This window comes from Pseudomonas sp. SWRI68 (assembly GCF_014269165.1).
Lineage (GTDB): Bacteria > Pseudomonadota > Gammaproteobacteria > Pseudomonadales > Pseudomonadaceae > Aquipseudomonas > Aquipseudomonas capeferrum.
The window spans coordinates 123,438-145,060 of the sequence record NZ_JABWRU010000008.1 but is presented as its reverse complement, the minus strand read 5'-3'; the positions used below and the strand labels follow the sequence as shown (position 1 = coordinate 145,060).

18 protein-coding genes are annotated in these 21,623 nt (G+C 62.3%); 7 read left to right on the top strand and 11 right to left on the bottom strand.

Features of this window, described 5'->3' with window-relative positions; genetic code table 11:
- Positions 1-22 precede the first annotated feature (22 nt).
- From astD to acs, 10 genes are all read right to left on the bottom strand, one after another.
- On the bottom strand, positions 23-1,486 hold the full coding sequence (gene astD / locus HU770_RS14275) for a succinylglutamate-semialdehyde dehydrogenase (protein WP_186657953.1): 1,464 nt from the start codon (positions 1,484-1,486) through the stop codon (positions 23-25).
- Entirely contained in the window at positions 1,487-2,515 is a 1,029-nt protein-coding gene (gene astA, locus HU770_RS14270; RefSeq protein WP_186657955.1) for an arginine N-succinyltransferase, read from the bottom strand. It lies immediately after the preceding gene.
- A gap of 86 nt (positions 2,516-2,601) precedes the next feature.
- Positions 2,602-3,621 (bottom strand): arginine/ornithine succinyltransferase subunit alpha, encoded by a 1,020-nt coding sequence (gene aruF / locus HU770_RS14265; RefSeq protein ID WP_047583454.1) that lies wholly within the window; start codon positions 3,619-3,621, stop codon positions 2,602-2,604.
- A gap of 142 nt (positions 3,622-3,763) precedes the next feature.
- Positions 3,764-4,984, bottom strand: a complete 1,221-nt coding sequence (locus tag HU770_RS14260; RefSeq protein WP_186663958.1) for an acetylornithine transaminase — start codon at positions 4,982-4,984, stop codon at positions 3,764-3,766.
- A 264-nt stretch (positions 4,985-5,248) separates the two neighbouring features.
- Positions 5,249-6,229: a transcriptional regulator ArgR gene (gene argR / locus HU770_RS14255; RefSeq protein WP_033699568.1), complete on the bottom strand. Its 981-nt coding sequence runs from the start codon at positions 6,227-6,229 to the stop codon at positions 5,249-5,251.
- A 102-nt stretch (positions 6,230-6,331) separates the two neighbouring features.
- The gene (gene aotP / locus HU770_RS14250) at positions 6,332-7,096 is read right to left on the bottom strand and encodes an arginine/ornithine transport ATP-binding protein AotP (protein ID WP_186657974.1); all 765 of its coding nucleotides are present in this window, start codon (positions 7,094-7,096) and stop codon (positions 6,332-6,334) included.
- Between the two features lie 22 nt (positions 7,097-7,118).
- Entirely contained in the window at positions 7,119-7,817 is a 699-nt protein-coding gene (locus tag HU770_RS14245) for an ABC transporter permease (RefSeq protein ID WP_186657978.1), read from the bottom strand.
- A complete protein-coding gene (locus HU770_RS14240) occupies positions 7,814-8,503 on the bottom strand; it encodes an ABC transporter permease (RefSeq protein WP_186663956.1) in 690 nt (229 codons plus the stop codon). Before HU770_RS14240 ends, HU770_RS14245 begins: the two co-directional genes overlap by 4 nt.
- 88 nt (positions 8,504-8,591) lie before the next feature.
- The gene (locus HU770_RS14235) at positions 8,592-9,377 is read right to left on the bottom strand and encodes an ABC transporter substrate-binding protein (RefSeq protein WP_033699573.1); all 786 of its coding nucleotides are present in this window, start codon (positions 9,375-9,377) and stop codon (positions 8,592-8,594) included.
- Positions 9,378-9,875: 498 nt separating this feature from the next.
- Positions 9,876-11,837: an acetate--CoA ligase gene (gene acs / locus HU770_RS14230; RefSeq protein WP_033699574.1), complete on the bottom strand. Its 1,962-nt coding sequence runs from the start codon at positions 11,835-11,837 to the stop codon at positions 9,876-9,878.
- 32 nt (positions 11,838-11,869) lie between these two features.
- Between acs and HU770_RS14225 the strand changes: the two genes are divergently transcribed.
- Positions 11,870-12,127 (top strand): hypothetical protein, encoded by a 258-nt coding sequence (locus HU770_RS14225; RefSeq protein WP_143500693.1) that lies wholly within the window; start codon positions 11,870-11,872, stop codon positions 12,125-12,127.
- A gap of 116 nt (positions 12,128-12,243) precedes the next feature.
- The gene (locus tag HU770_RS14220; RefSeq protein ID WP_033699576.1) at positions 12,244-12,498 is read left to right on the top strand and encodes a DUF2790 domain-containing protein; all 255 of its coding nucleotides are present in this window, start codon (positions 12,244-12,246) and stop codon (positions 12,496-12,498) included.
- An 80-nt stretch (positions 12,499-12,578) separates the two neighbouring features.
- Here the strand turns inward: HU770_RS14220 and HU770_RS14215 are convergent, their stop codons facing one another.
- Positions 12,579-14,138, bottom strand: a complete 1,560-nt coding sequence (locus HU770_RS14215) for a sigma-54-dependent phenylalanine hydroxylase transcriptional regulator PhhR (protein ID WP_033699577.1) — start codon at positions 14,136-14,138, stop codon at positions 12,579-12,581.
- A gap of 251 nt (positions 14,139-14,389) precedes the next feature.
- On the opposite strand from HU770_RS14215, the gene phhA reads away from it, so the two are divergent.
- The 5 genes from phhA (at position 14,390) to HU770_RS14195 (ending at position 21,592) form a co-directional block, all read left to right on the top strand.
- Positions 14,390-15,178 (top strand): phenylalanine 4-monooxygenase, encoded by a 789-nt coding sequence (phhA, locus tag HU770_RS14210; protein ID WP_033699579.1) that lies wholly within the window; start codon positions 14,390-14,392, stop codon positions 15,176-15,178.
- Between the two features lie 37 nt (positions 15,179-15,215).
- Positions 15,216-15,572 (top strand): 4a-hydroxytetrahydrobiopterin dehydratase, encoded by a 357-nt coding sequence (locus HU770_RS14205; protein ID WP_033699581.1) that lies wholly within the window; start codon positions 15,216-15,218, stop codon positions 15,570-15,572.
- 234 nt (positions 15,573-15,806) lie between these two features.
- Complete coding sequence (locus HU770_RS27280; protein WP_077068497.1) at positions 15,807-15,935, top strand: hypothetical protein; 129 nt, start codon at positions 15,807-15,809, stop codon at positions 15,933-15,935.
- A gap of 151 nt (positions 15,936-16,086) precedes the next feature.
- Complete coding sequence (locus HU770_RS14200; protein ID WP_186663954.1) at positions 16,087-20,286, top strand: deaminase domain-containing protein; 4,200 nt, start codon at positions 16,087-16,089, stop codon at positions 20,284-20,286.
- A gap of 103 nt (positions 20,287-20,389) precedes the next feature.
- Positions 20,390-21,592: an MFS transporter gene (locus HU770_RS14195; RefSeq protein WP_047583456.1), complete on the top strand. Its 1,203-nt coding sequence runs from the start codon at positions 20,390-20,392 to the stop codon at positions 21,590-21,592.
- Positions 21,593-21,623: the final 31 nt, after the last annotated feature.

Sequence of the window (21,623 nt, the reverse complement as noted above, 5' to 3'; positions counted from 1 at the left end):
GGCTAGGCTCCGAGACCGTTTGTTATAGGGTGACGCCCGGCGTCAGGGTTGCCGGCAAGGCGAGGCTGGCGGTCTCCAGCGAGGCCACGGGGTAAGCGCAGTAATCGGCTGCATAGTAGGCACTGGCGCGGTGGTTGCCGCTGTTGCCGACGCCACCGAACGGCGCGCTGCTGGCGGCACCGGTCAGCTGCTTGTTCCAGTTGACGATGCCCGCCCGGCTGCGCAGCCAGAAATACTGGTAGCGCGCGCGGGAGTCGGAGAGCAACCCGGCGGCCAGGCCGTACTGGGTGTTGTTGGCCTCATCGATGGCGGCATCGAAGTCGGTGTAGCGAATCACCTGCAGCAACGGGCCGAAGAACTCTTCGTCAGGGCGCCCGGCAACGGCGCTGACATCGAGGATGCCAGGCGTCAGCAGTGCGGCGTCGGCCTGCGGCTGAGTCATCTCCAGCAACTTCACGGCGCCCTTGCCCACCAGGTCGGCCTGGGCTGCAAGCAGCGCCTGGGCCGCCTGCAGCGATATCACCGAGCCCATGAACGGCGCTGGCTGCTGGTCGAATGCGCCCACCGTGATGCTTCTGCACACCTCGACCAGCCGCGCGATCAGCGTATCGCCCCAGGCCCCTTGCGGCACCAGCAGGCGACGCGCGCAGGTACAGCGCTGGCCAGCGGAAATGAATGCCGACTGGATGATGGTGTACACCGCAGCGTCGAGGTCCTTGACCTCGTCCACCACCAGCGGGTTGTTACCGCCCATCTCCAGCGCGAGAATTTTGTCCGGGCGCCCGGCGAACTGCTGGTGCAGCAGGTTGCCGGTGCGACTGGAGCCTGTGAAGAACAGCCCGTCGATCCCCGGGTTGGCCGCCAGCGCCACACCGGTTTCGCGCGCGCCCTGCACCAGGTTGAGCACACCGGCGGGCAGGCCGGCAGCGATCCAGCAGTTGACGGTCAGCTCGGCAACCTTGGGCGTCAGCTCGCTGGGCTTGAACACCACGCAGTTACCCGCCAGCAGCGCCGGCACGATATGCCCATTGGGCAAGTGGCCCGGGAAGTTGTAAGGCCCGAACACCGCCACCACACCATGTGGCTTGTGCCGCAACACGGCGGTGGCATCGGCCAGCGGGCCGCTTTTTTCGCCGGTCCGCTCGCGGTAGCTCTGCACCGAAATCGCCACCTTGTTGACCATGCTGGTGACTTCGGTCGCAGACTCCCACAGCGGCTTGCCGGTTTCTTCACCGATGCAATGCGCCAGCGCCTCGGCATGCTGCTTCAGCTGTTCGGCAAATTTTTCCAGCACGTCGATACGCGCTTCCAGGCTCAGTTGTGCCCAGGCCGGAAAGGTCTGGCGAGCGGCCCGCACGGCGGCATCAACCTGGCTGGCATCGGCACCCTGCCCTTCCCAGACTACGGCCTGGCTCACCGGGTTGAGCGATTGCAGGGCGGCGCCCTGGCCGGCCTGCCAGTTGCCGGCGATGTAATGCGTGGTCATTTACTGGGCCTCCCGGCTAGCCGACAGCGGCACGGCCCGCACGTTGTCGCCAGCCCCCATGCGCAGGCGCTTGGCGGTCAGCGGGTCGACCACCAGAGTGCCTGCCGCCAGGCGTGCGGGCGCGGCGGTGATGCGGCAGTCGTCGCGTTTGCGGTTGTGGATGATGTAAGGCGTCGCGTCATCGCCGGGGGTGCCGACCGCCAGCACCAGGGTCTGGCTTTCGCGCACGGCGCGAATTTTCGCGGTCTCGCATTCGATGGCAGGGCCGGCGTCGAAGATGTCGACATAGCCTTGGTAGCTGAACCCTTCCTGCTTGAGCATGGCCAGCGCAGGCTCGGTGTCGGTGTGCACACGGCCGATCACATTGCGCGCCGCCTCGGACAGGAAGCAGGTGTACAGCGGGAACTTGGGCATCAGCTCGGCGATGAACGACTTGTTGCCCACCCCGGTCAGGTAGTCGGCCTGGCTGAACTCCATCTTGAAGAAGTGCCGGCCCAGGCTTTCCCAGAACGGCGAACGCCCCTGCTCGTCGGACATGCCGCGCATCTCGGCGATGATCTTCTTGCCGAACAGCTCCGGGAATTCGGCGATGAACAGCATGCGTGCGCGTGACAGCAAGCGGCCGTTGAGGCCAGAGCGGTGGTCGCTACGCAGGAACAGCGAGCACAGCTCGGAGTTGCCGGTCAGGTCGTTGGCCAGGAACAGGGTGGGGATCTCGCGGTAGATGTTCAGCTCCTGCGAGGCGCTGACGGTCAGGCCGACCCGGTAGTTGTACCAGGGCTCACGCAGGCCGACGGCACCGGCGATGGCGCTGATGCCCACCACCATGCCTTCGTCATTCTCCAGCACGAACAGGTAGTCGGTATCGCCACGTTCAGCTTCACCACGGAAGCTCTTTTCGGCCCAACCCACGCGATGCCCGAGGCGTTCTTCGTTGGCCGGCAGCGTAGTCAGCCCAGTGGTGCCGGTGCTGCGAGCCAGTTCGATCAGCGCGGGTAAATCGCTGCTGCGTACGGGACGAACGATCATGCTATCTCCTTGAGCGGCGACCTCTGCCACCGCGAAACGCTTCGTTTCGAGCTTGCTGTTACGAGCGGTCTGCGCAGGCTCGCGCCTCAGACGGCAACCAGACGCACACTGCCACCCTCACCAATGCCCAGGGCGTCGGCCGCATCGCGCCCCAGGCTGACCGGTTTGCCGGGCACCCAGTCGAGCTCCAGCAACACTGCACGGTAGTCCTGCAACTGGCCGTTGCACACCAGGTACGGGCGCCCGCCCTTGACCGGGGCATCTTCAAGCTTGACCGGCACCACACGGCTCTGGGCAATCGAGCGAATGCCCGAAGCCCGCGCATGCAAGGTCGGCCCGCCGTCGAAGATGTCGATGTAGTGCTCGGTCTCGAAACCTTCACGCATCAGGATGTCGAAGGTGATCTGCGCCCGCGGATGAACCTGGCCCATGGCTTCCTGGGCTTCGTCGGGCAGCAGCGGCACATAGATCGGGTAGTGCGGCATCAGCTCGGCCAGGAACGTGCGGCTCTTCAACCCGCACAGGCGCTCGGCGTCGGCGTAGTTGAGGTCGAAGAAATTGCGCCCTATGGCATCCCAGAATGGCGATTCGCCCTGATCATCGCTGTAGCCAACGATCTCGGTCACCACCGAGTCGGCGAAGCGCTCCGGGTGCGCGGCCATGAACAGCAGGCGGCCACGCGAGTTGAGCTCGGCCCAGCCACTGCCGACCAGTTCAGGCAAGACGTAGAAGCTGGTCAGCAGGCTGTTGCCGGTCAAGTCATGGCACAGCGACAGGACATGGATCTTGTTGTGGATCTTCAGCTCGCGCGAGGCGTGCACGAAGGTCTCGTTACGGAAACTGTAGAACGGCTCGGAGTAGCCGGCCGAGGCGACGATGGCCGAACAGCCGGCAAGCTTGCCGGTGACGCTGTCTTCGAGCACGAAGAAGTAGCTTTCTTCGCCATTGAAGCTGACCTCGGCGGCGAAGGAGGTTTCCGACGCGGCGATCTTGTCGCCCAGACGGGCAGAATCGTCCGGCAGCGAGGTGACACCAATGGGGCTGTCGGCAGCCATGCGCTGCACTTCGTTCAGGTCAGCCATTTGCGCGGGGCGCATCACCAGCATGGTGTCACTCCTTTGGTAAAGCGGGCCGCTTAAGGCGGCACGAAAAAACGGCGGGCGCGCGATTGACACTGCAAGCACGCGCCCGCGCTGGAATTCAGGTATCGCCGGCCCCTTCTGGGCCGACGACAGGACCGCAGGCTTATCAGCCCTGGGTCAGTGTGGCCACGGCGCGTTCGAAGCGGTCCAGGCCTTCATCGATGTCGGCGTCTTCAACCACCAGGCTAGGCGCGAAACGCACCACGTCCGGGCCGGCTTGCAGCACCATCACCCCTTCTTTCTCGGCGGCGTTGAGCACGTCCTTGGCCTTGCCCTTCCAGGCGTCGGTCAACACGCAGCCAATCAGCAGGCCAACGCCACGCACCTGGGTGAACAGGCTGTACTTCTGCCCGATCTGCTCCAGACGGGCCTTGAAACGCTCGTGCTTGGCCTTGATACCGGCCAGGGTTTGCGGGGTGTTGATCACGTCCAGCACGGCGCAGGCAACGGCGCAGCCCAGCGGGTTGCCACCATAGGTGGTGCCGTGGGTGCCGACAGCCAGGTGCTTGGCCAGCTCGGTGGTGGTCAGCATGGCGCCGATCGGGAAACCGCCGCCCAGGCTCTTGGCGCTGGTCAGGATGTCGGGGGTCACACCGTAGTGCTGATAGGCGTACAGCGAACCAGTACGGCCGACGCCGGTCTGCACTTCGTCGAAGATCAGCAGTGCATTGTGCTCATCGCACAGCTTGCGTGCGCCTTCCAGGTAAGCCTTGTCGGCCGGGACCACACCGCTCTCGCCCTGGATCGGCTCGATCACCACGGCGCAGGTCTTGTCGGAAATCTGTGCCTTGAGCGCTTCCAGGTCGTTGTACGGCACATGGCTGATGCCGGTGATCTTCGGCCCGAAGCCGTCGGAGTACTTCGGCTGGCCGCCGACGCTGACGGTGAACAGGGTGCGCCCGTGGAAGCTGTTCACGGTGGCGATGATTTCGTGCTTTTCAGGGCCGAAACGGTCATGGGCAACGCGACGGGCCAGCTTGAAGGCGGCCTCGTTGGCTTCGGCACCGGAGTTGCAGAAGAAGGCTCGGTCGGCAAACGTCGCGTCCACCAGTTTGTGGGCCAGGCGCAGCGCCGGCTCGTTGGTGAATACGTTGGATACGTGCCAGAGGGTGTTGGCCTGCTCGGTCAGTGCCTTGACCAGTGCCGGATGGCAGTGACCCAGGGCGTTGACGGCGATACCGCCAGCGAAGTCGATCAGCTCGCGACCCGACTGGTCCCAGACTCGGGAACCCTCGCCTCGCACAGGAATGAAGGCCGCCGGCGAATAGTTGGGGACCATGACCTGGTCGAAATCGGCACGTTGCACCGGGGCTTGCTCAACGGACATCTGAGTCTCCTGAAGAGGAACGCTGGCCTGGAAGTGGCGAGCGATGGGGGGATTGTAAGGACTGATGGGCGCCTGTCCTTGCGGCCAAGCGACAACTTGTTACAGCGCAAAACCCTGTTTTACCCAGGCTTTCGGCAATGCGACAAACACTGTCGCAATCGCGCAGTGTAACGGGAGTGGGTGGCTGGGTGAACGGGTGTTCACACCGGGATTGGATGCTGCCGGCACCGACCCATTCGTGGGGCCTGCACCGTCAGACAAGCGTCAACCCTTCTCGGCGGGCGCCGAACTCAACTCGAACGGGCTGCTGTTACGCCGCTGGTTGCGGTCTTCACGCGGCGTCGCGCCAAAGAAATTGCGGTACGCACTGGAAAAATGCGGCCCCGAGGAGAACCCGCACGACAAGCCGATCTGGATGATCGACTTGCTGGTCTGCATCAGCATCTGCCGCGCTTTGTTAAGCCGCAGCTCGAGGTAATACTGGCTGGGTACCCGGTTCAGGTACTGCTTGAAGATGCGCTCCAGCTGCCGACGCGACACGCACACATGCTGAGCGATCTCGTCGGTGGTCAGCGGCTCTTCGATATTGGCTTCCATCAGCAATACGGCCTGGGTCAGCTTGGGGTGGCTGGAGCCCAGGCGGTTCTGCAACGGAATACGCTGACGCTCGCCCCCCTCGCGGATACGCTCGACCACCAGTTCTTCAGACACCGCCCCCGCCAGCTCCGCACCATGATCACGGGCCAGCACGGCCAGCAACAGATCAGTCACCGCCATGCCACCACAGGCGGTCAGGCGGTCACGGTCCCAGTCGAACAGGTGGCTGGTGGCGATGACCTTGGGGAAGCGCTCGGCAAAATCGTCCTGCCAGCGCCAGTGCACCGCCGCACGATAACCGTCGAGCAGGCCAAGCTGGGCCAGCGGATACACACCGGCCGACAAGCCACCGATCACGCAACCACTTCGCGCCTGCTGCTTGAGCGCGGTCGACAGCACCGAGCCGACGGCCTGCGGTGGCTCGTCGGCCAGCAACAAGAGCTTCTGACAGCCCTCCAGGCGGCCATTCCACGGCTCGCCCGGCAGGCGCCAGGCACCCTCAACGGCAGGCTCGGCCTGAAGAAAGGCCAATTCGTAGACCACATCCGGATGCACCCGCTGGGCCACCTGCAACACTTCCTCGGCCAGCGCCAGGGTCAAGGGCTTGGTGCTGGGCCAGATGAGAAAACCAATTCGCTGGGTGGTCATAGGGTGCGGTCCGAAACCTGGGGTCGTTCGAGTCTGTGGCGCAGGGTCAGGCTGCGCTCGCTGCGCAGCATGCCCTATTCTGGTGCAAAGATGCAGCGTTCTTTACTTGAGGCTGCCGGAGAGGAACTGCTTGAGCCGCTCCGATTGCGGGTTGGCCAGCACCTCGCGCGGGCAACCGGTCTCTTCCACCAGGCCCTTGTGCAGGAATACCAACTGGTTCGACACCTCGCGGGCAAAGCCCATCTCGTGGGTCACCACCACCATGGTCCGGCCTTCCTGGGCCAGTGCCTGCATGACCTTGAGCACATCACCCACCAGCTCGGGGTCGAGCGCCGAGGTCGGTTCGTCGAACAGCATCACTTCAGGCTCCACGGCCAGGGCACGGGCAATCGCCACGCGCTGCTGCTCGCCACCGGACATGTGCCCCGGGAAGGCATCCTTGCGGTGGGCGACACCGACTTTGGCCAGGTAGTGCTCGGCCTTTTCCAGGGCCTCTTTCTTGTTCATCCCGAGCACGTGCACGGGGGCCTCGATGACGTTTTCCAGCGCAGTCATGTGCGACCACAGGTTGAAATGCTGAAACACCATCGACAGGCGCGAGCGCATGCGCTGCAACTGACGCGGGTCGGCCGCCTTGAGTGCGCCATCCTTGCCGGCGACCAGCTTTAACTCTTCGTTGTTGAGCAGGATCTTGCCGGCGTGGGGCTGCTCGAGCAGGTTGATGCAGCGCAGGAAGGTCGACTTGCCCGAACCGCTGGAGCCGATGATGCTGATCACATCGCCAGCCTTGGCCGCCAGGGACACGCCCTTGAGCACTTCATGGCTGCCGTAGCGCTTGTGCAGGTCTTGGACTTCGAGTTTGTACATGCTGTCGATTCTCACAGAGCGGTCAGTGCTTGCGCGGCGCCAGGTAGCCGAGCCAGCGGCGTTCGGCCATCTTGAACAGGCGCACCAGGATGAAGGTCAGGCACAGGTAGAACACGCCCGCCGTGATGTAGGCCTCGAAAGGCAGGTAGTACTGGGCATTGACCGTGCGCGCCGCGCCAGTGATGTCGATCAGGGTAACGATCGAGGCAAGGCTGGTGGTCTGCAGCATCATGATCACTTCGTTGCTGTACTGCGGCAGCGCCCGGCGCAAGGCCGACGGCAGCAGGATGCGCCGGTACATCTTGAAGCGCGACATGCCCATGGCCTTGGCTGCCTCGATCTCGCCATGGGGCGTGGCCTTGAGGCTGCCGGCGATGATCTCTGCGGTGTAGGCACTGGTGTTGACGGCAAAGGCCAGGCAGGCGCAGAAGGTGGCACTGGACAGCATCGGCCAGAAGATACTCGCGCGCACCGCTTCGAACTGGGCCAGGCCGTAGTAGATCAGAAACAGCTGCACCAGCATCGGCGTGCCGCGAATCACATAGGTGTACAGCCAGGCACTGAGGTTAACCAGCGGCTGCTTGGACACCCGCATCAAGCCCAGCGGAACCGCTGCGAGCAGGCCGAAGAACAGCGACAGCGCCAGCAGCTTGAGGGTGGTCAGCAGCCCGCCGAGGTACAGCGGCATGGCCTCCCACACCACGTTGTAGTCGAAGATCATAGTTCAACCACCTTGACGCCCACCGAGTAGCGTTTTTCAAGATACTTCAAGGCCAGCAGCGAGACACTGGTCAGTACCAGGTACATGGCCGCCACCGCCAGAAAGAAGGTGAAGGGTTCGCGGGTGGCGTCAGCCGCCTGCTTGGCTTTGAACATCATGTCCTGCAGGCCGACCACCGAGATCAGCGCCGTGGCCTTGGTCAGCACCAGCCAGTTGTTGGTGAAGCCCGGAATGGCCAGGCGGATCATCTGTGGCACCTGGATGCGGAAGAACACCTGAAGGTTGCTCATGCCATAGGCCACGCCGGCTTCGGCCTGGCCCTTGGGGATGCCGAGGAAGGCGCCACGGAAGGTTTCCGACAGGTACGCGCCAAAGATGAAGCCCAAGGTGCCGATGCCCGCAGCCAGCGGGTTCAGGTCGATGTAGTCTTCGTAGCCAAACAGCGGCGCTACCCGGTTGATGATGTCCTGCCCGCCGTAGAACATCAGCAGGATCAGTACCAAATCCGGAATACCACGGATCACCGTGGCATACATATCGCCCAACCAGGCCAGCCAGCGCACCGGCGACAAGCGCAGCGCCACGCCAATCAGGCCGAGCACGATGGCCAGGGCCATCGACGACAGGGCGAGCTGCAGCGTCAGCCACGCCCCGTCGAGGATGACTGCCCCGTAGCCTTTCAACATGATGAGGTCCTCGACCTAAAGAATGAAAAATGGTGCAAACCTCAGAGCCTCTGCTGTTTGCACCATTGCACAGGTGAAACCCGACGTCTTAGTTCGAGTCTGGACCGTAGATGTCGAAGTTGAAGTACTTCTTCTCGATTTCTTTGTACTTGCCATTGGCACGGATGGCGTCGATGGCCGCGTTGATGCGGTCGACGTTGGCCTTGTCACCCTTGCGCACGGCAATGCCAATGCCGTCGCCGAAGTACTTGGCGTCGGTGAACGCTGGGCCAACGAAGGCGAAGCCTTTGCCTGCGTCAGTTTTCAGGAAGCCGTCTTCCAGCAGGGTGGCGTCAGCCACCGTGCCATCGAGGCGGCCGGCAGCCACATCCAGGTAGATTTCGTTCTGGGTGCCGTAAGGAACCACGGTGGCACCTTTGGCGCCCAGCACTTCCTTGGCGAAGCGGTCATGGATCGAGCCGCGCTGCACGCCGATCTTCTTGCCCTGCAGTTCGCCCAGGCTGTCGCTGACGGTGGTGCCTTCCTTCATCACCAGGCGTGCTGGGGTCAGGTAGTAGCGGTTGGTGAAGTCGACCGACTTCTTGCGGTCTTCGGTAATCGACATGGACGACAGAATCGCGTCGATCTTGCGCACCTTCAGTGCCGGGATCAGGCCGTCGAACTCTTGCTCGACCCAGGTGCACTTGGCTTTCATCTCTTCACACAGGGCATTGCCGATGTCGTAGTCGAAACCGGCAATGCTGCCGTCGGGCTGCTTGAAGGCAAAGGGTGGGTAGGCGGCTTCGATACCGATTTTCAATGGTTTTTCATCGGCCTGCGACACCAGGGAAAACACGGACAGCGCCAGGGCGCCAAGCAGTGCGAGCTTCTTCATCAGGTAACTCCATCGGTACGGGGCAATACAAGGCAGGTAACGGCTGCCCGATATGCGAATGGGTACAACGCGAGCCGCGCAGGGTCGGTCGGAGACCACGAGCGAGTGAGTGGCATTTTAACGACAGCCCGGTAGTCGATATTTCTTCAAAGCGACAACTACTTACAGAAGCGCTTGAAACCGCTGCGGGCGATGTTGACAGCCATTGCAAGATATGCAAGAGCGCAAGAATTAGAACCCATTGAACTAGCAAATACTGGGCCTATTATTGGCAAAGCCTTGTGTCACGGCAAGTGCAGCGTACCACCCAGGCAAAAATGCCTGCAAAAATGCACCGAAAGTGGGCCGAACTGTTTCCTCGCGCCCCGTTTGCGATCACCCAAGGTGACAGAAGAGTTACCGATGAATGTCGGGTAACAGTAAAGCAAAAACCCCGCCGGTTGCCCGAGCGGGGTTTTTATCAGGGCCTCAGGGGGGCGTGCTACAACCCCCTGCGCATCACGCCGAAGCCAGGTTCATCGCTTTGTGCGTGTCGATCAGGTGCTGCACCACACCCGGGTCGGCCAGGGTCGAGATATCCCCCAATGAGCCGTACTCCGCCGTGGCGATCTTGCGCAGGATACGCCGCATGATCTTGCCCGAGCGGGTCTTCGGCAGCCCAGGCGCCCACTGGATCACGTCCGGCGAAGCAATCGGCCCGATCTCCTTGCGCACCCAGTTTTTCAGCTCCAGGCGCAGTTGCTCGCTGGGCTCCACGCCGGCATTGAGGGTGACATAGACATAGATGCCCTGCCCCTTGATGTCGTGCGGCACACCCACCACGGCCGCCTCGGCAACCTTGGCGTGGGCAACCATGGCACTTTCGATTTCGGCAGTGCCCATGCGGTGGCCGGACACGTTGAGCACGTCATCCACACGGCCGGTGATCCAGTAGTAACCATCTTCGTCGCGGCGCGCGCCGTCACCGGTGAAGTACATGCCACGGAAGGTCTTGAAGTAGGTGTCGACGAAACGGTCGTGATCGCCATACAGCGAACGCGACTGGCCCGGCCAGGAATCGAGGATCACCAGGTTGCCTTCGGCGGCGCCATCGATGAGGTTGCCCAGGTTGTCCACTAGCGCCGGCACCACACCGAAGAACGGACGGGTTGCCGAACCCGGCTTGAGGCCGGTGGCGCCTGGCAACGGGCTGATCAGGATGCCGCCAGTTTCGGTCTGCCACCAGGTATCGACGATCGGGCAACGCTCTTTGCCGACCGCCTTGTAGTACCAGTTCCATGCCTCGGGGTTGATCGGCTCGCCGACCGAACCCAGCAGGCGCAAGCTGGAACCATCGGCGCCGTCAACGGCCGCCTGCCCTTCGGCCATCATGGCGCGAATCGCGGTAGGCGCGGTGTAGAGGATGTTGACCTTGTGCTTGTCGATGATTTTCGACACCCGGGTGATGTCCGGGTAGTTCGGCACACCCTCGAACAGCAAGGTGGTGGCGCCGTTGGCCAGCGGGCCGTAGACGATGTAGCTGTGGCCGGTGACCCAGCCCACGTCTGCGGTGCACCAGTAGACCTCACCCGGGCGGTAGTCGAACACCCGCTCATGGGTCAGCGCGGCATACACCAGGTACCCCCCCGTGGTGTGCAGCACGCCCTTGGGCTTGCCGGTGGAGCCGGAGGTATAAAGGATGAACAGCGCTTCCTCGGCACCCATTTCTTTCGGCGCGCAGTGGCTGGAAGCCACTTTCATCAGGTCTTCGTACCAGATGTCGCGGTGCTGGTGCCAGGCAATCTCGCCACCGGTGCGCTTGCACACGATGATCTTCTGCACGCTGTTGGTTTCAGGGTTGGTCAGGGCCAGGTCGACGTTGCCCTTGAGCGGGGTACGACGGCCGCCGCGCAAACCTTCGTCGGCGGTGATCACCACCTTGGACTTGCAGTCGATGATTCGGCCGGCCAGCGCCTCGGGGGAGAAGCCGCCGAATACCACCGAGTGGATTGCACCGATGCGGGCACAGGCCAGCATGGCGACCACGGCCTCGGGGATCATCGGCATGTAGATGGTCACCACGTCGCCGCGGTGCACGTCCTGGCCACGCAAGGCGTTGGCAAACTTGCAGACCTGCTCGTGGAGCTCGCGGTAGGTGATGTTGCGGTGCTCGGAAGGGTCGTCGCCTTCCCAGATGATCGCCAACTGGTCGCCACGCTCTTCAAGGTGGCGGTCCAGGCAGTTGGAGGAAACGTTCAGAGTGCCATCGGCAAACCACTTGATATCGACATGGTGGTCATCGAAGGAGGTCTGCTTGACCTTGGTAAACGGCTTGATCCAGTCCAGACGCTGGGCCTGCTCGCGCCAGAAGCCGTCCGGATTGATCACCGATTGCTGGTACATGGCCTTGTAGGTGGCCTCGTCGGTCAGGGTAGTGGCCGCAACCTCGGGACGAACGGGATACAGTGGAGCCGCACTCATCTGTGTTACCTCGGTGTAATAGTTGTTTTTGTATGGAACCGTTTGTAACTGTACCAGAGCGACAAAAGCCATTCGACGTTGGTAGTAAAGCGGCCGAATTTGGTACTGACGTACGAGCAGAGCGCTCTAGCTCGCGGCTCGTAGCCCTGGCCCGAAAAAAGCAGGGTGCTTTTGGGGTGATTGTTACAGATTCTGTCAAAACACTTTATCAAAAGGCCTACTGTTTCAGCGCAAGCCGCCCCCCTAAAATTCATCTCGCCAACAACGGCAAGGCGATTAACTTCTGGTAACAGCCCCCACGAAGGCAAGCGTTAATCCCCCTCTACTTCGATAGTTAAAACCCGCAGCACGTGCGGCGTTACAAACGCCGCGCACCCCCTCACGACCTTAGACAGGTAAATAGAAAATGAAAGCTTTACTGGTATTGGTACTTGGCAGTCTTTGCGGCGCGGCAATGGCCGGCGAAGCAAACGATGCCGAGCAGATTCCGGTTGAACAGTACAGTTATTCGCAGCACCTGGACATTGCCCGCGTCATCTCCATGAGCGAAGTGCCCAACGTCTGTGAAGTCGTGCCCGCCCGCATGACCTACGAGGACTCCAAGGGCCAGACGCACATTCTTGAATACCGCGTGATGGGGAATGGCTGCTCTAACGGCTAACCCTTGAGATCAGGGCCCCGCTGGGGCCCTTCGCGGGCAAATCCGCTGCCACCCGCCATTCAAACTTACATCGACGACTATTATTCTGGCGTCTTGCCCAGCGAATAATCGCGCAACTTGTTGGCAATGGTCGTGTGCGAAACACCCAATCTTTTGCCCAATGCGCGGCTACTTGTAAATTCCCCCATCAAACTTTCCAGTACGGCCTTTTCAAAGCGCCCGACAATCTGCGAAAGGTCCCCTTCCAGGGAAAATTCCCCCAGCGGTTGACGCACGCCATAATCAGGCAAACGAATATGCTCGCTTTTAACCACACCGCCTTCACATAACGAAACCGCCTGGAACAATACGTTTTCCAGTTGCCGTACATTACCGGGCCAGTGGTACTGGCTGAGTTTATCCATCGCTGCCGGCAGCAGGCGTGGCAACGCACAGCCAATTTGTCGGCTGGCCTGATCGAGAAAGTGCTGCACCAGCCCTTCCAGCCCATCCATGCACTCACGCAAGGGCGGAATGTGCAAAGACAACACATTGAGGCGGTGATACAGGTCCTGGCGGAACTCGCCGCGTGCGCACAACTCGGACAAGTCCACCTGGGTCGCGCAAATGACCCGCACATCCAGGTACACCTCTTCATCACTGCCTACCCGGCGAAAGCAACCGTCCTGCAGAAAACGAAGCAGCTTCACCTGCAGCCGCGGGCTCATCTCCCCGACCCCATCGAGAAACAGCGTACCGCCAGCCGTCAGCTCCAGCAGCCCCAGCTTGCCTTCGGCCCGCGCCCCTTCGAAGGCACCGGGCCCGTAGCCAAACAGCTCGGTCTCGGCCATCGACTCGGGCAACCCCGCGCAATTGAGCGCCATCAGCGGCGACTGCCCACGCGGGCTGGCCAGGTGACAGGCGCGCGCCAGCAGCTCTTTACCGGTGCCCGTCTCGCCTTCGATCAGCAAGGGTGCATCCAGGGGCGCCATGCGCCGCGCCTCACGCACCACCGCCGCCATCACCCGCGAGCTCTGGAAGATACTGTCAAAGCCGCGCAACTCCTGCTTGCGCACGTTATAGATACGCTCACCGATACGGTCGGCGCGGTGCAAAGTCAGCACCGCGCCGGCCAGCGCCTCGCTGTCGTCATGCTCGGATTGCAACGGCGCGATATCGGCGAGAAACACGTCGCCCTTGACCTTGACTCGCAAGCCGTTGATGCGCGACTTGTTGGCCCGCACCAGTTCGGGCAGGTCGAAGTCTTCGACATAACGCGCCAGCGGCATGCCCGGCACCTCGTCGACGCGCACCCCGAGCAACTGCGCCGCCGTGCGGTTGGCGGCAACGATGCTGCCGCCCATGTCGATCGACAGCACAGGGAAGTCCAACGCGCCCAGTAAAGCATTCAGCTCCATGTGCCGACGCTCACTGGGCATCAAACCCACGCGCTTGACGCCAAACACCCCGGCAATGGCCTCGAATTTCGGCCGCAGGGCCTGGAACTGCAGGTTGATCAGGTTCGGGCAGTGCAGGTAGATGGCATTGCCATGATCCCCCCCCACCTCGCCGCGCAGCACGTTGATGCCGTACTCCACCAACAGGTTGAGGATGTCGCGAAGGATGCCGATGCGGTTCTGGCAATGCACTTTGATACGCATGAGAGCTCTCTAAGCGCCGATGTTTTTCACCTGGGCGCGGAAAATTCGTAAAGATAAGCTGACAAAAACAGGCAAACCATCAGCCCTATGCCCCGGATTTTCCGTCACGCGCGTCGTTTTGTAAAATTTTCGTTACGAACAGCTGCCAACCCAACACCTGACAGAAACACCTACCCCCGTGCAAATTGCCGGATGAGGGGATATTCCTAGGGTAAGCACATAACAAGAAAAGCCCTCACCAGGAGAGCCACATGAAACAGACGCAATACGTGGCACGCGAGCCCGATGCGCATGGTTTTATCGACTACCCGCAGCAAGAGCATGCGGTGTGGAATACGCTGATCACCCGTCAGTTGAAAGTCATCGAAGGCCGTGCGTGCCAGGAATACCTGGACGGCATCGACCAGCTCAAGCTGCCCCACGACCGCATCCCGCAACTGGGCGAGGTCAACAAGGTGCTGGGCGCCACCACTGGCTGGCAGGTCGCCCGCGTACCGGCACTGATCCCCTTCCAGACCTTCTTCGAATTGCTGGCCAGCAAGCGCTTCCCGGTTGCCACGTTCATCCGCACCCCGCAAGAACTGGACTACCTGCAGGAACCGGACATCTTCCACGAGATCTTCGGCCACTGCCCGCTGCTGACCAACCCCTGGTTCGCCGAGTTCACCCACACCTATGGCAAACTCGGCCTGGCCGCGAGCAAAGAGCAGCGCGTGTACCTGGCACGCCTGTACTGGATGACTATCGAGTTCGGCCTGATGGAGACCCCGCAAGGTCAGAAGATCTATGGCGGCGGCATCCTTTCCTCGCCGAAAGAAACGGTCTACAGCCTGTCGAATGAACCGGAACACCAGGCGTTCGACCCGATAGAGGCGATGCGCACGCCGTACCGCATCGACATCCTGCAGCCGCTGTACTTCGTCTTGCCCAACCTCAAGCGGCTGTTCGACCTGGCCCATGAAGACATCATGGGCATGGTTCAGCAGGCCATGCAGCTGGGCCTGCACGCCCCCAAGTTTCCACCCAAGGTTGCTGCCTGAAGCCACCCTGATAACAACTCGAACTGGAAAAGTAATCATGAATGCCTTGAACCAAGCCCATTGCGAAGCCTGCCGCGCCGATGCACCGAAAGTCAGCGACGAGGAACTGGCAGAGCTGATTCGCGAAATCCCGGACTGGAACATCGAAGTGCGCGACGGCCACATGGAGCTGGAGCGCGTGTTCAAGTTCAAGAACTTCAAGCATGCCCTGGACTTCACCAACGCCGTGGGTGCAATCGCTGAAGCCGAAGGCCATCACCCTGGCCTGCTGACCGAGTGGGGCAAAGTCACCGTGACCTGGTGGAGCCACTCGATCAAGGGCCTGCACCGCAACGACTTCATCATGTGCGCGCGTACCGACAAGGTTGCCGAGTCGGCTGAAGGCCGCAAGTAACACCTGAAGACGGGGCCGCTGTGCCCCCCCTATACGGCGTTCCGGCGCGAAGGGGGGGGGCACAGCGGCCCCGTTTTTTTGTAAGACAAATGTCCGTTATTCGCCCGTAAACCCGACAAGCGAACGGGAAAAAGTTCAAACTGTCATCCAGACTGCTGTATCCTGCCCCAGCTTTCCGAAGCCCTAAACGCGCCTGGCGCAGCCTTTTCACTCACACTTGCGAGGAACGACGAGATGCATGAAATCCCGAATCTTCCCTTCCCAAGCTTGAACCCAGAAGAGCAAACCGTTTCCGTCCACGCCGAGCCGACGCCTGCCGTCGACCAGGATGGTGACGATCAATCCAGCGCTGATCAGGAATAAACCGCGCATCACAACTGTGTGAAAACGGCTGACCTGCGGGCCACCGCGGTCAACACGTTTTCACACCGTTCAGCCTCAGGCAGTAGCCTGCTACCCCCCGCTCACCTGCCAGGCTATGCATCGTTGCGGCTCCCTTACCGGAGATTGCACCATGCATTCACCCTCCCCCGCTCCCGACGAGTACCGCCGCCGCATAGAGGCGATCACTGCCCAGGACATCCTGCTGGCGAATGATACGTCCGGCCCCCTCGACCTGAAGACTTCGCTGAGCCTGCACTTTGACCGGGCATTCGACTTGGACGACCTGTTTCCGCGTCAGCTCCAGGACCATGAGTTGCGCGACGCCCTGAACCAGGCTTTTGCCAGCCAGGCAGCCGCGAGCCACCTCAACGCCTTTTTCAAACGCCCGCCAGCCACCCCCTTGGCCACCGGCGAGTGTGCCTATTTTTTCAGAACCTTGGTGGCACGGGCACTTCCCGACGACCTTACTAGCCCATCGGGTGCCGCTGCCTATCAAAGCTGCAGCCTGGCCCAGACACTCTGGGCCAGGCACCTTTGCCACAAGCGCCGTGACGCCTTCCTCATGGCGGCCCTGCTGCTTCACAACGACCTGCCCGACGAGGCCCCGCTACCCCTTGCGCCGGCAACGACAGTGGAACTTGCGCATGCCCTGGACCTCAATGCCTTGTCACACCACCTGCTGGCCACCCCGGCCGGCACCAACCCAGCCGAGCACCTGTTCGCGACACTTGAGGCAGACGTCTACTACCAGGGGCTGCGCTATCGCCCCCCGACCCTGCGTGAACGCGAAGCCGGCCATGAGCCCAACCAATACGGCAAAGTCACCTTGCCGGGTGCAGCATTGAATGCCCCCGTCGCCCATGTACTGGATGCATTGCTGCACGCCCAAGCGTTCAGCCAGTGGGCCGCTCGCCTGGCACAAGCCCTGCAATTGCCCGAGGCAATCAACAGCCGTGACCTTGCCGAGCAGGCCATGACCGATTGGCTCTACCCACCGCATGCGCGACGTGCCGGCTATGTATTGGACTTCGAACTGTTCAACCCGCAGAACCAGAGGCTGCCCTATGCCGACATACGCCTGGACCTGACCAACAGTGTGCAGGCAAGCCTCGGCTGCCGCCCCGCCGTTGCCGAACTGGCCGCCGAGTTACTGCTGCGCCATTTCGCCCCCGAACTGCTGCTCGACGACACCCCCACAGCGATACCTTATCGGCCCGACCTGAACTGGGCCATTCTGCGCCAAGGGGTCATGCTGCTGCGCGACCTGCAGCGCCCGCTGAGCCATGAACAGGCAGAGCAGATACTCAGCCAGACCGTCCAAGACTCCGCTGGCAGCAGTGAAGCCCTGCGCGACACGCTCGCCCAGTGGGGGCCGCTGCAAGGTCACATCGCGTACATGCCGCCGTGGTCGGCCCAGCAATGGCGCACGGTCTACGATCACTACCTGATTGCCTGGGATGTGGCGCAACTGCAGCAGCGGCCAGACCGCATTGCCGAAGCGTGCAGGTTGCTGGAGGCGGCCAACATCGACCCGGCCGGGCACAACGCCGATGGCCAGCTTCACCTTGAAGCGTATCTCGATCTACAAACCCGCTACAGCGCGAAAGGCCTACCAGACGTCACGCAATGGTTCGAAGAGGCATTTGACCGCTGGCTGGCCTCAGCCCGAATACTCCATGAAGGCCTGATGCAACGGCTGCTCAGGCATCTACCGGAAGATTATCTGCAGGCACTGCGCGAAGGCCCGTGGACCTGTTACGCCGCGACCTGGCCACGTTATCGGCAACCTGGCCCGGTCCCGCCCTATGGTGACAGCCCCGAGGAACACTGGCAGCAAGAGGTAGGCACACTGGGCATGCTGGTTTTGTTGCAAGGTGAACACGACCACACGTTGCTGGAACTGTTCCCGCAGCGCTTGACATGGCACGAGCGCGCCATCCCCTCGGCTGCCGCCCACCGCCTCTCAGACATTGTGACACTGCCCTATCAGGCCTATAACGAAGCGCCCCCTACCTGGGATGTCGCCACGTTCCATTCCAGCCCGAGCACCATCATCCAAGCGCCGGCGCAGCACAGACTGGAGGCGCTGACCAACGCCTACGTCCAATACGTCGGGCTAGGTAACAGCGCAGCGTTGCATGCCGTCAGCAAAGGCGCCACGCGACACGAGGCATTTCTTGCCGAAAAGCGCCAAACCAGCAACTGGGGTTACCTGTGGAAGCTGATCAAGCACACTGTGCCGGGGGCTGCGTGCATCGATGCCCAGAACGGGCAGGATGCAGTGAGTTGCATACTGGACGTGGTGGCCGGCGCAGGCTCGGCAACCCGTGCGATCCGTCGCGCAGCCAACCCACTGGCGCGCCTGTCCGCTGCCAACAGCCAAGCCGCTCAGGCGATGCGCCTAGGGCTGGTCAAATCAGCCAGGCGCTGGTCCGAGTTATCCGAATTGCCGCCTGCGGTCTATGCCCGAACCGTTGGGCCCAGGCGCTGGCACAGTCAGCCTGAACTTCCCACTCATGCCACTTGGCCGGACAACTTCAGGCTCGATCAGCCGCCCCCGCCCGGCCTGACCCCCGGCCAGTTCATGCGCGACCGCCTGACACCGCCGGATGCACCTTTGGCGTGGCAAGGCCATCCCCGCCCCCTGTCAATTGCCAGGAGCGATGGCCAGGTGGATACACTCATCAACGGCGCTACCTATCGCCATCACCCCGGCGAACTCAGCAATACGCTTCGCCGCATCGACAACCAGAAGTTGTCGTCTGCACCTGCCCCAACCCTGCAAAACGCGCCGTACCGTAACGAAGGTGACAGGCATATCGCCTTGAGCTTCTCCCCGGCCGCCAACGAAGCGCATACCCCCCTGTTCGGCCAGCAGGTAAGCCATGCCTTCCAGCATGTGCGTATCGAGCCTGCGCCCATACGCATGCACGGAGGCGACAGCCGGTTTGACGCCTGGACACAGGCCATGGTGCATGAGGGCAAGGTGGTGAACTACACCGGCCAGCCGTCCAAACCGCTCGCCCCGATAAAGGCACTGGAGGCTCAGGTTCGCCTGGGCATCATCACCCCCCCAGTTTACCACCGACGCATCACTGCCGACCCTTTGGCGGAATTCTGGTTTGGCTTGCCCGAAACGTTTTCAGCCGCCCAAGTGCAACTGATCGCCCGCGTCTGCCCACCGGTGCGCCTGGGCGGGCTGGCCAGAACCGTGCCCGACCGCCGCACGTTGAGGGCGGCAATCATCGCGTGGCAAGGCCGCGACTGGATAATCGTCGAGGCCGATGTCGGCGTCTTCTATGCAGCGCAGTGGGTGATATCGCCCTGGCAAGCACGCCAGTTGAACGCGCTTGCAGCCGGTACATTGCGGCCAGGTGACCTGCCCACGCCACCCTCCAGCACGCGACAAACCCTGTCGCGGGTGCGCGACGACAAGATGATCGAACGTTATCTGCAGGTCAGCGAAACCTACCGGATCGTCGCGACTCGCCCCAATCTGCAGCGTGACATCGACAACCTGACCGCCCTCCTGCGCGACTGGCTTGAACACAGCCGCGCCAGCCACCCGCCCGCGCCCAGCGTGTTCAAGGAAGTACTCGATGCCGCCGAGGCGCGCATGCTGCCGGAATACGCCAAGAGCATTCTCACGGCTCCCAACGCCCAGGATGCCCTCACCGGTGTCGCCAAGCTCAACCTGGCAGGTCTGAACCGGGAAATCATTCCCGCCTGGCGGCCACTGCGCCAAGCCGCGCTGACTGAGCAGGATCACGTAGCCCTTGTCCTCAATACCTTGCTGCCCGCCACCGGCACCGACGCGCCCTTCATGCCGATGAGCGTGGCCGAACTACTCAGCGAAGCTGGCGCGCTGCAACTTCGCCGACACTTGCCTGGTGCTAACCTGGCTTTCGCTACCGCGACACTGGAAGATGGCAGCCGCCGGGTCTACTTTTCGCTGTCCGGTGGCTGGAAAAACCGCAAGGTAGGCATACCAACACCGCCAGCCGAACCGCACACACGCGTTACCTACATCGATGCACGCGCGCGCATGGAGGGCCAGCCACCGTCCCCCCGCTTTACTGAGCTGCCCACATTGCGTCGCCCCGACCACTTCAATATCGTCGAGCATCATAGGCACCTGGACTCCGAACGCTTGATCGCCACAGTGCTCAACGACGACCTGCTTGCCACGCACGCCAGCGTGCGCAGCATATACGTCTTCACCCTGTTCAGTACTTGCCGCTCATGCGGAGGCTACGTGCTGCCGCGGCTGCGACTGGACCATGGCGCAGCATCCTTCAGTGTCAGCTGGCTGGTGGACTACAAGGAGTAACCGTGCGCCGTGGGCAGGCTTGTTCATCAAAGACCTGCCCACAGGCCGGGCCAGGGTGGATATGATTACACCGTTCTCGCCCGTCTAGCCCAATGGATCTGCCATGCCCGCCAAATCCACGTCACACCTTGCGATCACCGCGCAGGTGGTGTCCATCGTCCTTTTCACGTTCATCGGCTACCTGAATATCGGCATCCCCCTGGCCGTGCTGCCGGGTTATGTGCATAACGACCTGGGCTTCAGCACCGTGATCGCCGGCCTGGTGATCAGTGTGCAGTACCTGGCCACATTGCTCAGCCGCCCTACGGCCAGCCGCATCATCGATAACCTCGGCAGCAAGAAGGCAGTGATGTACGGCTTGGCCGGATGCGGGCTCAGCGGCGTATTCATGCTGGCCTGCGCCTTCCTCACCCACTTGCCCTGGCTGAGTTTGACCTGCCTGCTGGTCGGCCGCCTGGTGCTGGGCAGCGCCGAAAGCCTGGTGGGTTCTGGCGCAATTGGTTGGGGGATCGGCCGAGTGGGCGCCGAAAACACGGCCAAGGTGATTTCCTGGAACGGCATCGCCAGCTACGGCGCGCTGGCCATCGGCGCCCCACTGGGTGTGCTGATGGTCAAGAGCCTGGGGCTGTGGAGCATGGGCGCAAGCATCATCCTGTTGTGCGTGCTCGGCCTGCTGCTGGCCTGGCCGAAGCGCGCCGCGCCAGTGGTCAGCGGGGTGCGCCTGCCGTTCCTGCGGGTGCTGGGCAAAGTGTTCCCGCATGGCTCGGGGCTGGCACTGGGCTCGATCGGCTTTGGCACCATCGCCACCTTCATCACCCTGTACTACGCCAGCCGTGGCTGGGCGAATGCGGCACTGACCCTGAGCCTGTTCGGGGCCAGTTTCATCTGTGCGCGGCTGCTGTTCGGCAACCTGATCAACCGGCTGGGCGGCTTCAGGGTGGCGATCGCCTGCCTGGCGGTGGAGACGCTTGGCCTGCTGATGCTGTGGCTGGCGCCCAGCGCCGAGCTGGCATTGGCCGGGGCGGCGCTCAGTGGTTTTGGCTTCTCGCTGGTGTTCCCGGCACTAGGGGTCGAGGCGGTGAACCAGGTGTCGGCGGCCAACCGCGGGGCGGCGGTGGGCGCGTATTCGCTGTTCATCGATTTGTCGCTGGGCATTACCGGGCCGTTGGTGGGCGCGGTGGCGGCGGGGTTCGGGTTTGCTTCGATGTTCTTGTTTGCGGCGGGGGCTTCGGGGTGCGGGCTGGTGTTGAGCCTGTACCTGTATCGGCAGGCGCGACATGGCCGCAAACAGGCCCAGGATGCTTGAGCTTGCAAGGCCTGGACTGCCCTCTTCGCGG

Excerpts from the sequence above, each read along its gene's own strand:
- astD (WP_186657953.1), bottom strand. The coding sequence starts at position 1,486 with ATGACCACGCATTACATCGCCGGCAACTGGCAGGCCGGCCAGGGCGCC.
- astA (WP_186657955.1), bottom strand. The coding sequence starts at position 2,515 with ATGATCGTTCGTCCCGTACGCAGCAGCGATTTACCCGCGCTGATCGAA.
- aruF (WP_047583454.1), bottom strand. The coding sequence starts at position 3,621 with ATGCTGGTGATGCGCCCCGCGCAAATGGCTGACCTGAACGAAGTGCAG.
- HU770_RS14260 (WP_186663958.1), bottom strand. The coding sequence starts at position 4,984 with ATGTCCGTTGAGCAAGCCCCGGTGCAACGTGCCGATTTCGACCAGGTC.
- argR (WP_033699568.1), bottom strand. The coding sequence starts at position 6,229 with ATGACCACCCAGCGAATTGGTTTTCTCATCTGGCCCAGCACCAAGCCC.
- aotP (WP_186657974.1), bottom strand. The coding sequence starts at position 7,096 with ATGTACAAACTCGAAGTCCAAGACCTGCACAAGCGCTACGGCAGCCAT.
- HU770_RS14245 (WP_186657978.1), bottom strand. The coding sequence starts at position 7,817 with ATGATCTTCGACTACAACGTGGTGTGGGAGGCCATGCCGCTGTACCTC.
- HU770_RS14240 (WP_186663956.1), bottom strand. The coding sequence starts at position 8,503 with ATGTTGAAAGGCTACGGGGCAGTCATCCTCGACGGGGCGTGGCTGACG.
- HU770_RS14235 (WP_033699573.1), bottom strand. The coding sequence starts at position 9,377 with ATGAAGAAGCTCGCACTGCTTGGCGCCCTGGCGCTGTCCGTGTTTTCC.
- acs (WP_033699574.1), bottom strand. The coding sequence starts at position 11,837 with ATGAGTGCGGCTCCACTGTATCCCGTTCGTCCCGAGGTTGCGGCCACT.
- HU770_RS14225 (WP_143500693.1), top strand. The coding sequence starts at position 11,870 with ATGGAACCGTTTGTAACTGTACCAGAGCGACAAAAGCCATTCGACGTT.
- HU770_RS14220 (WP_033699576.1), top strand. The coding sequence starts at position 12,244 with ATGAAAGCTTTACTGGTATTGGTACTTGGCAGTCTTTGCGGCGCGGCA.
- HU770_RS14215 (WP_033699577.1), bottom strand. The coding sequence starts at position 14,138 with ATGCGTATCAAAGTGCATTGCCAGAACCGCATCGGCATCCTTCGCGAC.
- phhA (WP_033699579.1), top strand. The coding sequence starts at position 14,390 with ATGAAACAGACGCAATACGTGGCACGCGAGCCCGATGCGCATGGTTTT.
- HU770_RS14205 (WP_033699581.1), top strand. The coding sequence starts at position 15,216 with ATGAATGCCTTGAACCAAGCCCATTGCGAAGCCTGCCGCGCCGATGCA.
- HU770_RS27280 (WP_077068497.1), top strand. The coding sequence starts at position 15,807 with ATGCATGAAATCCCGAATCTTCCCTTCCCAAGCTTGAACCCAGAAGAG.
- HU770_RS14200 (WP_186663954.1), top strand. The coding sequence starts at position 16,087 with ATGCATTCACCCTCCCCCGCTCCCGACGAGTACCGCCGCCGCATAGAG.
- HU770_RS14195 (WP_047583456.1), top strand. The coding sequence starts at position 20,390 with ATGCCCGCCAAATCCACGTCACACCTTGCGATCACCGCGCAGGTGGTG.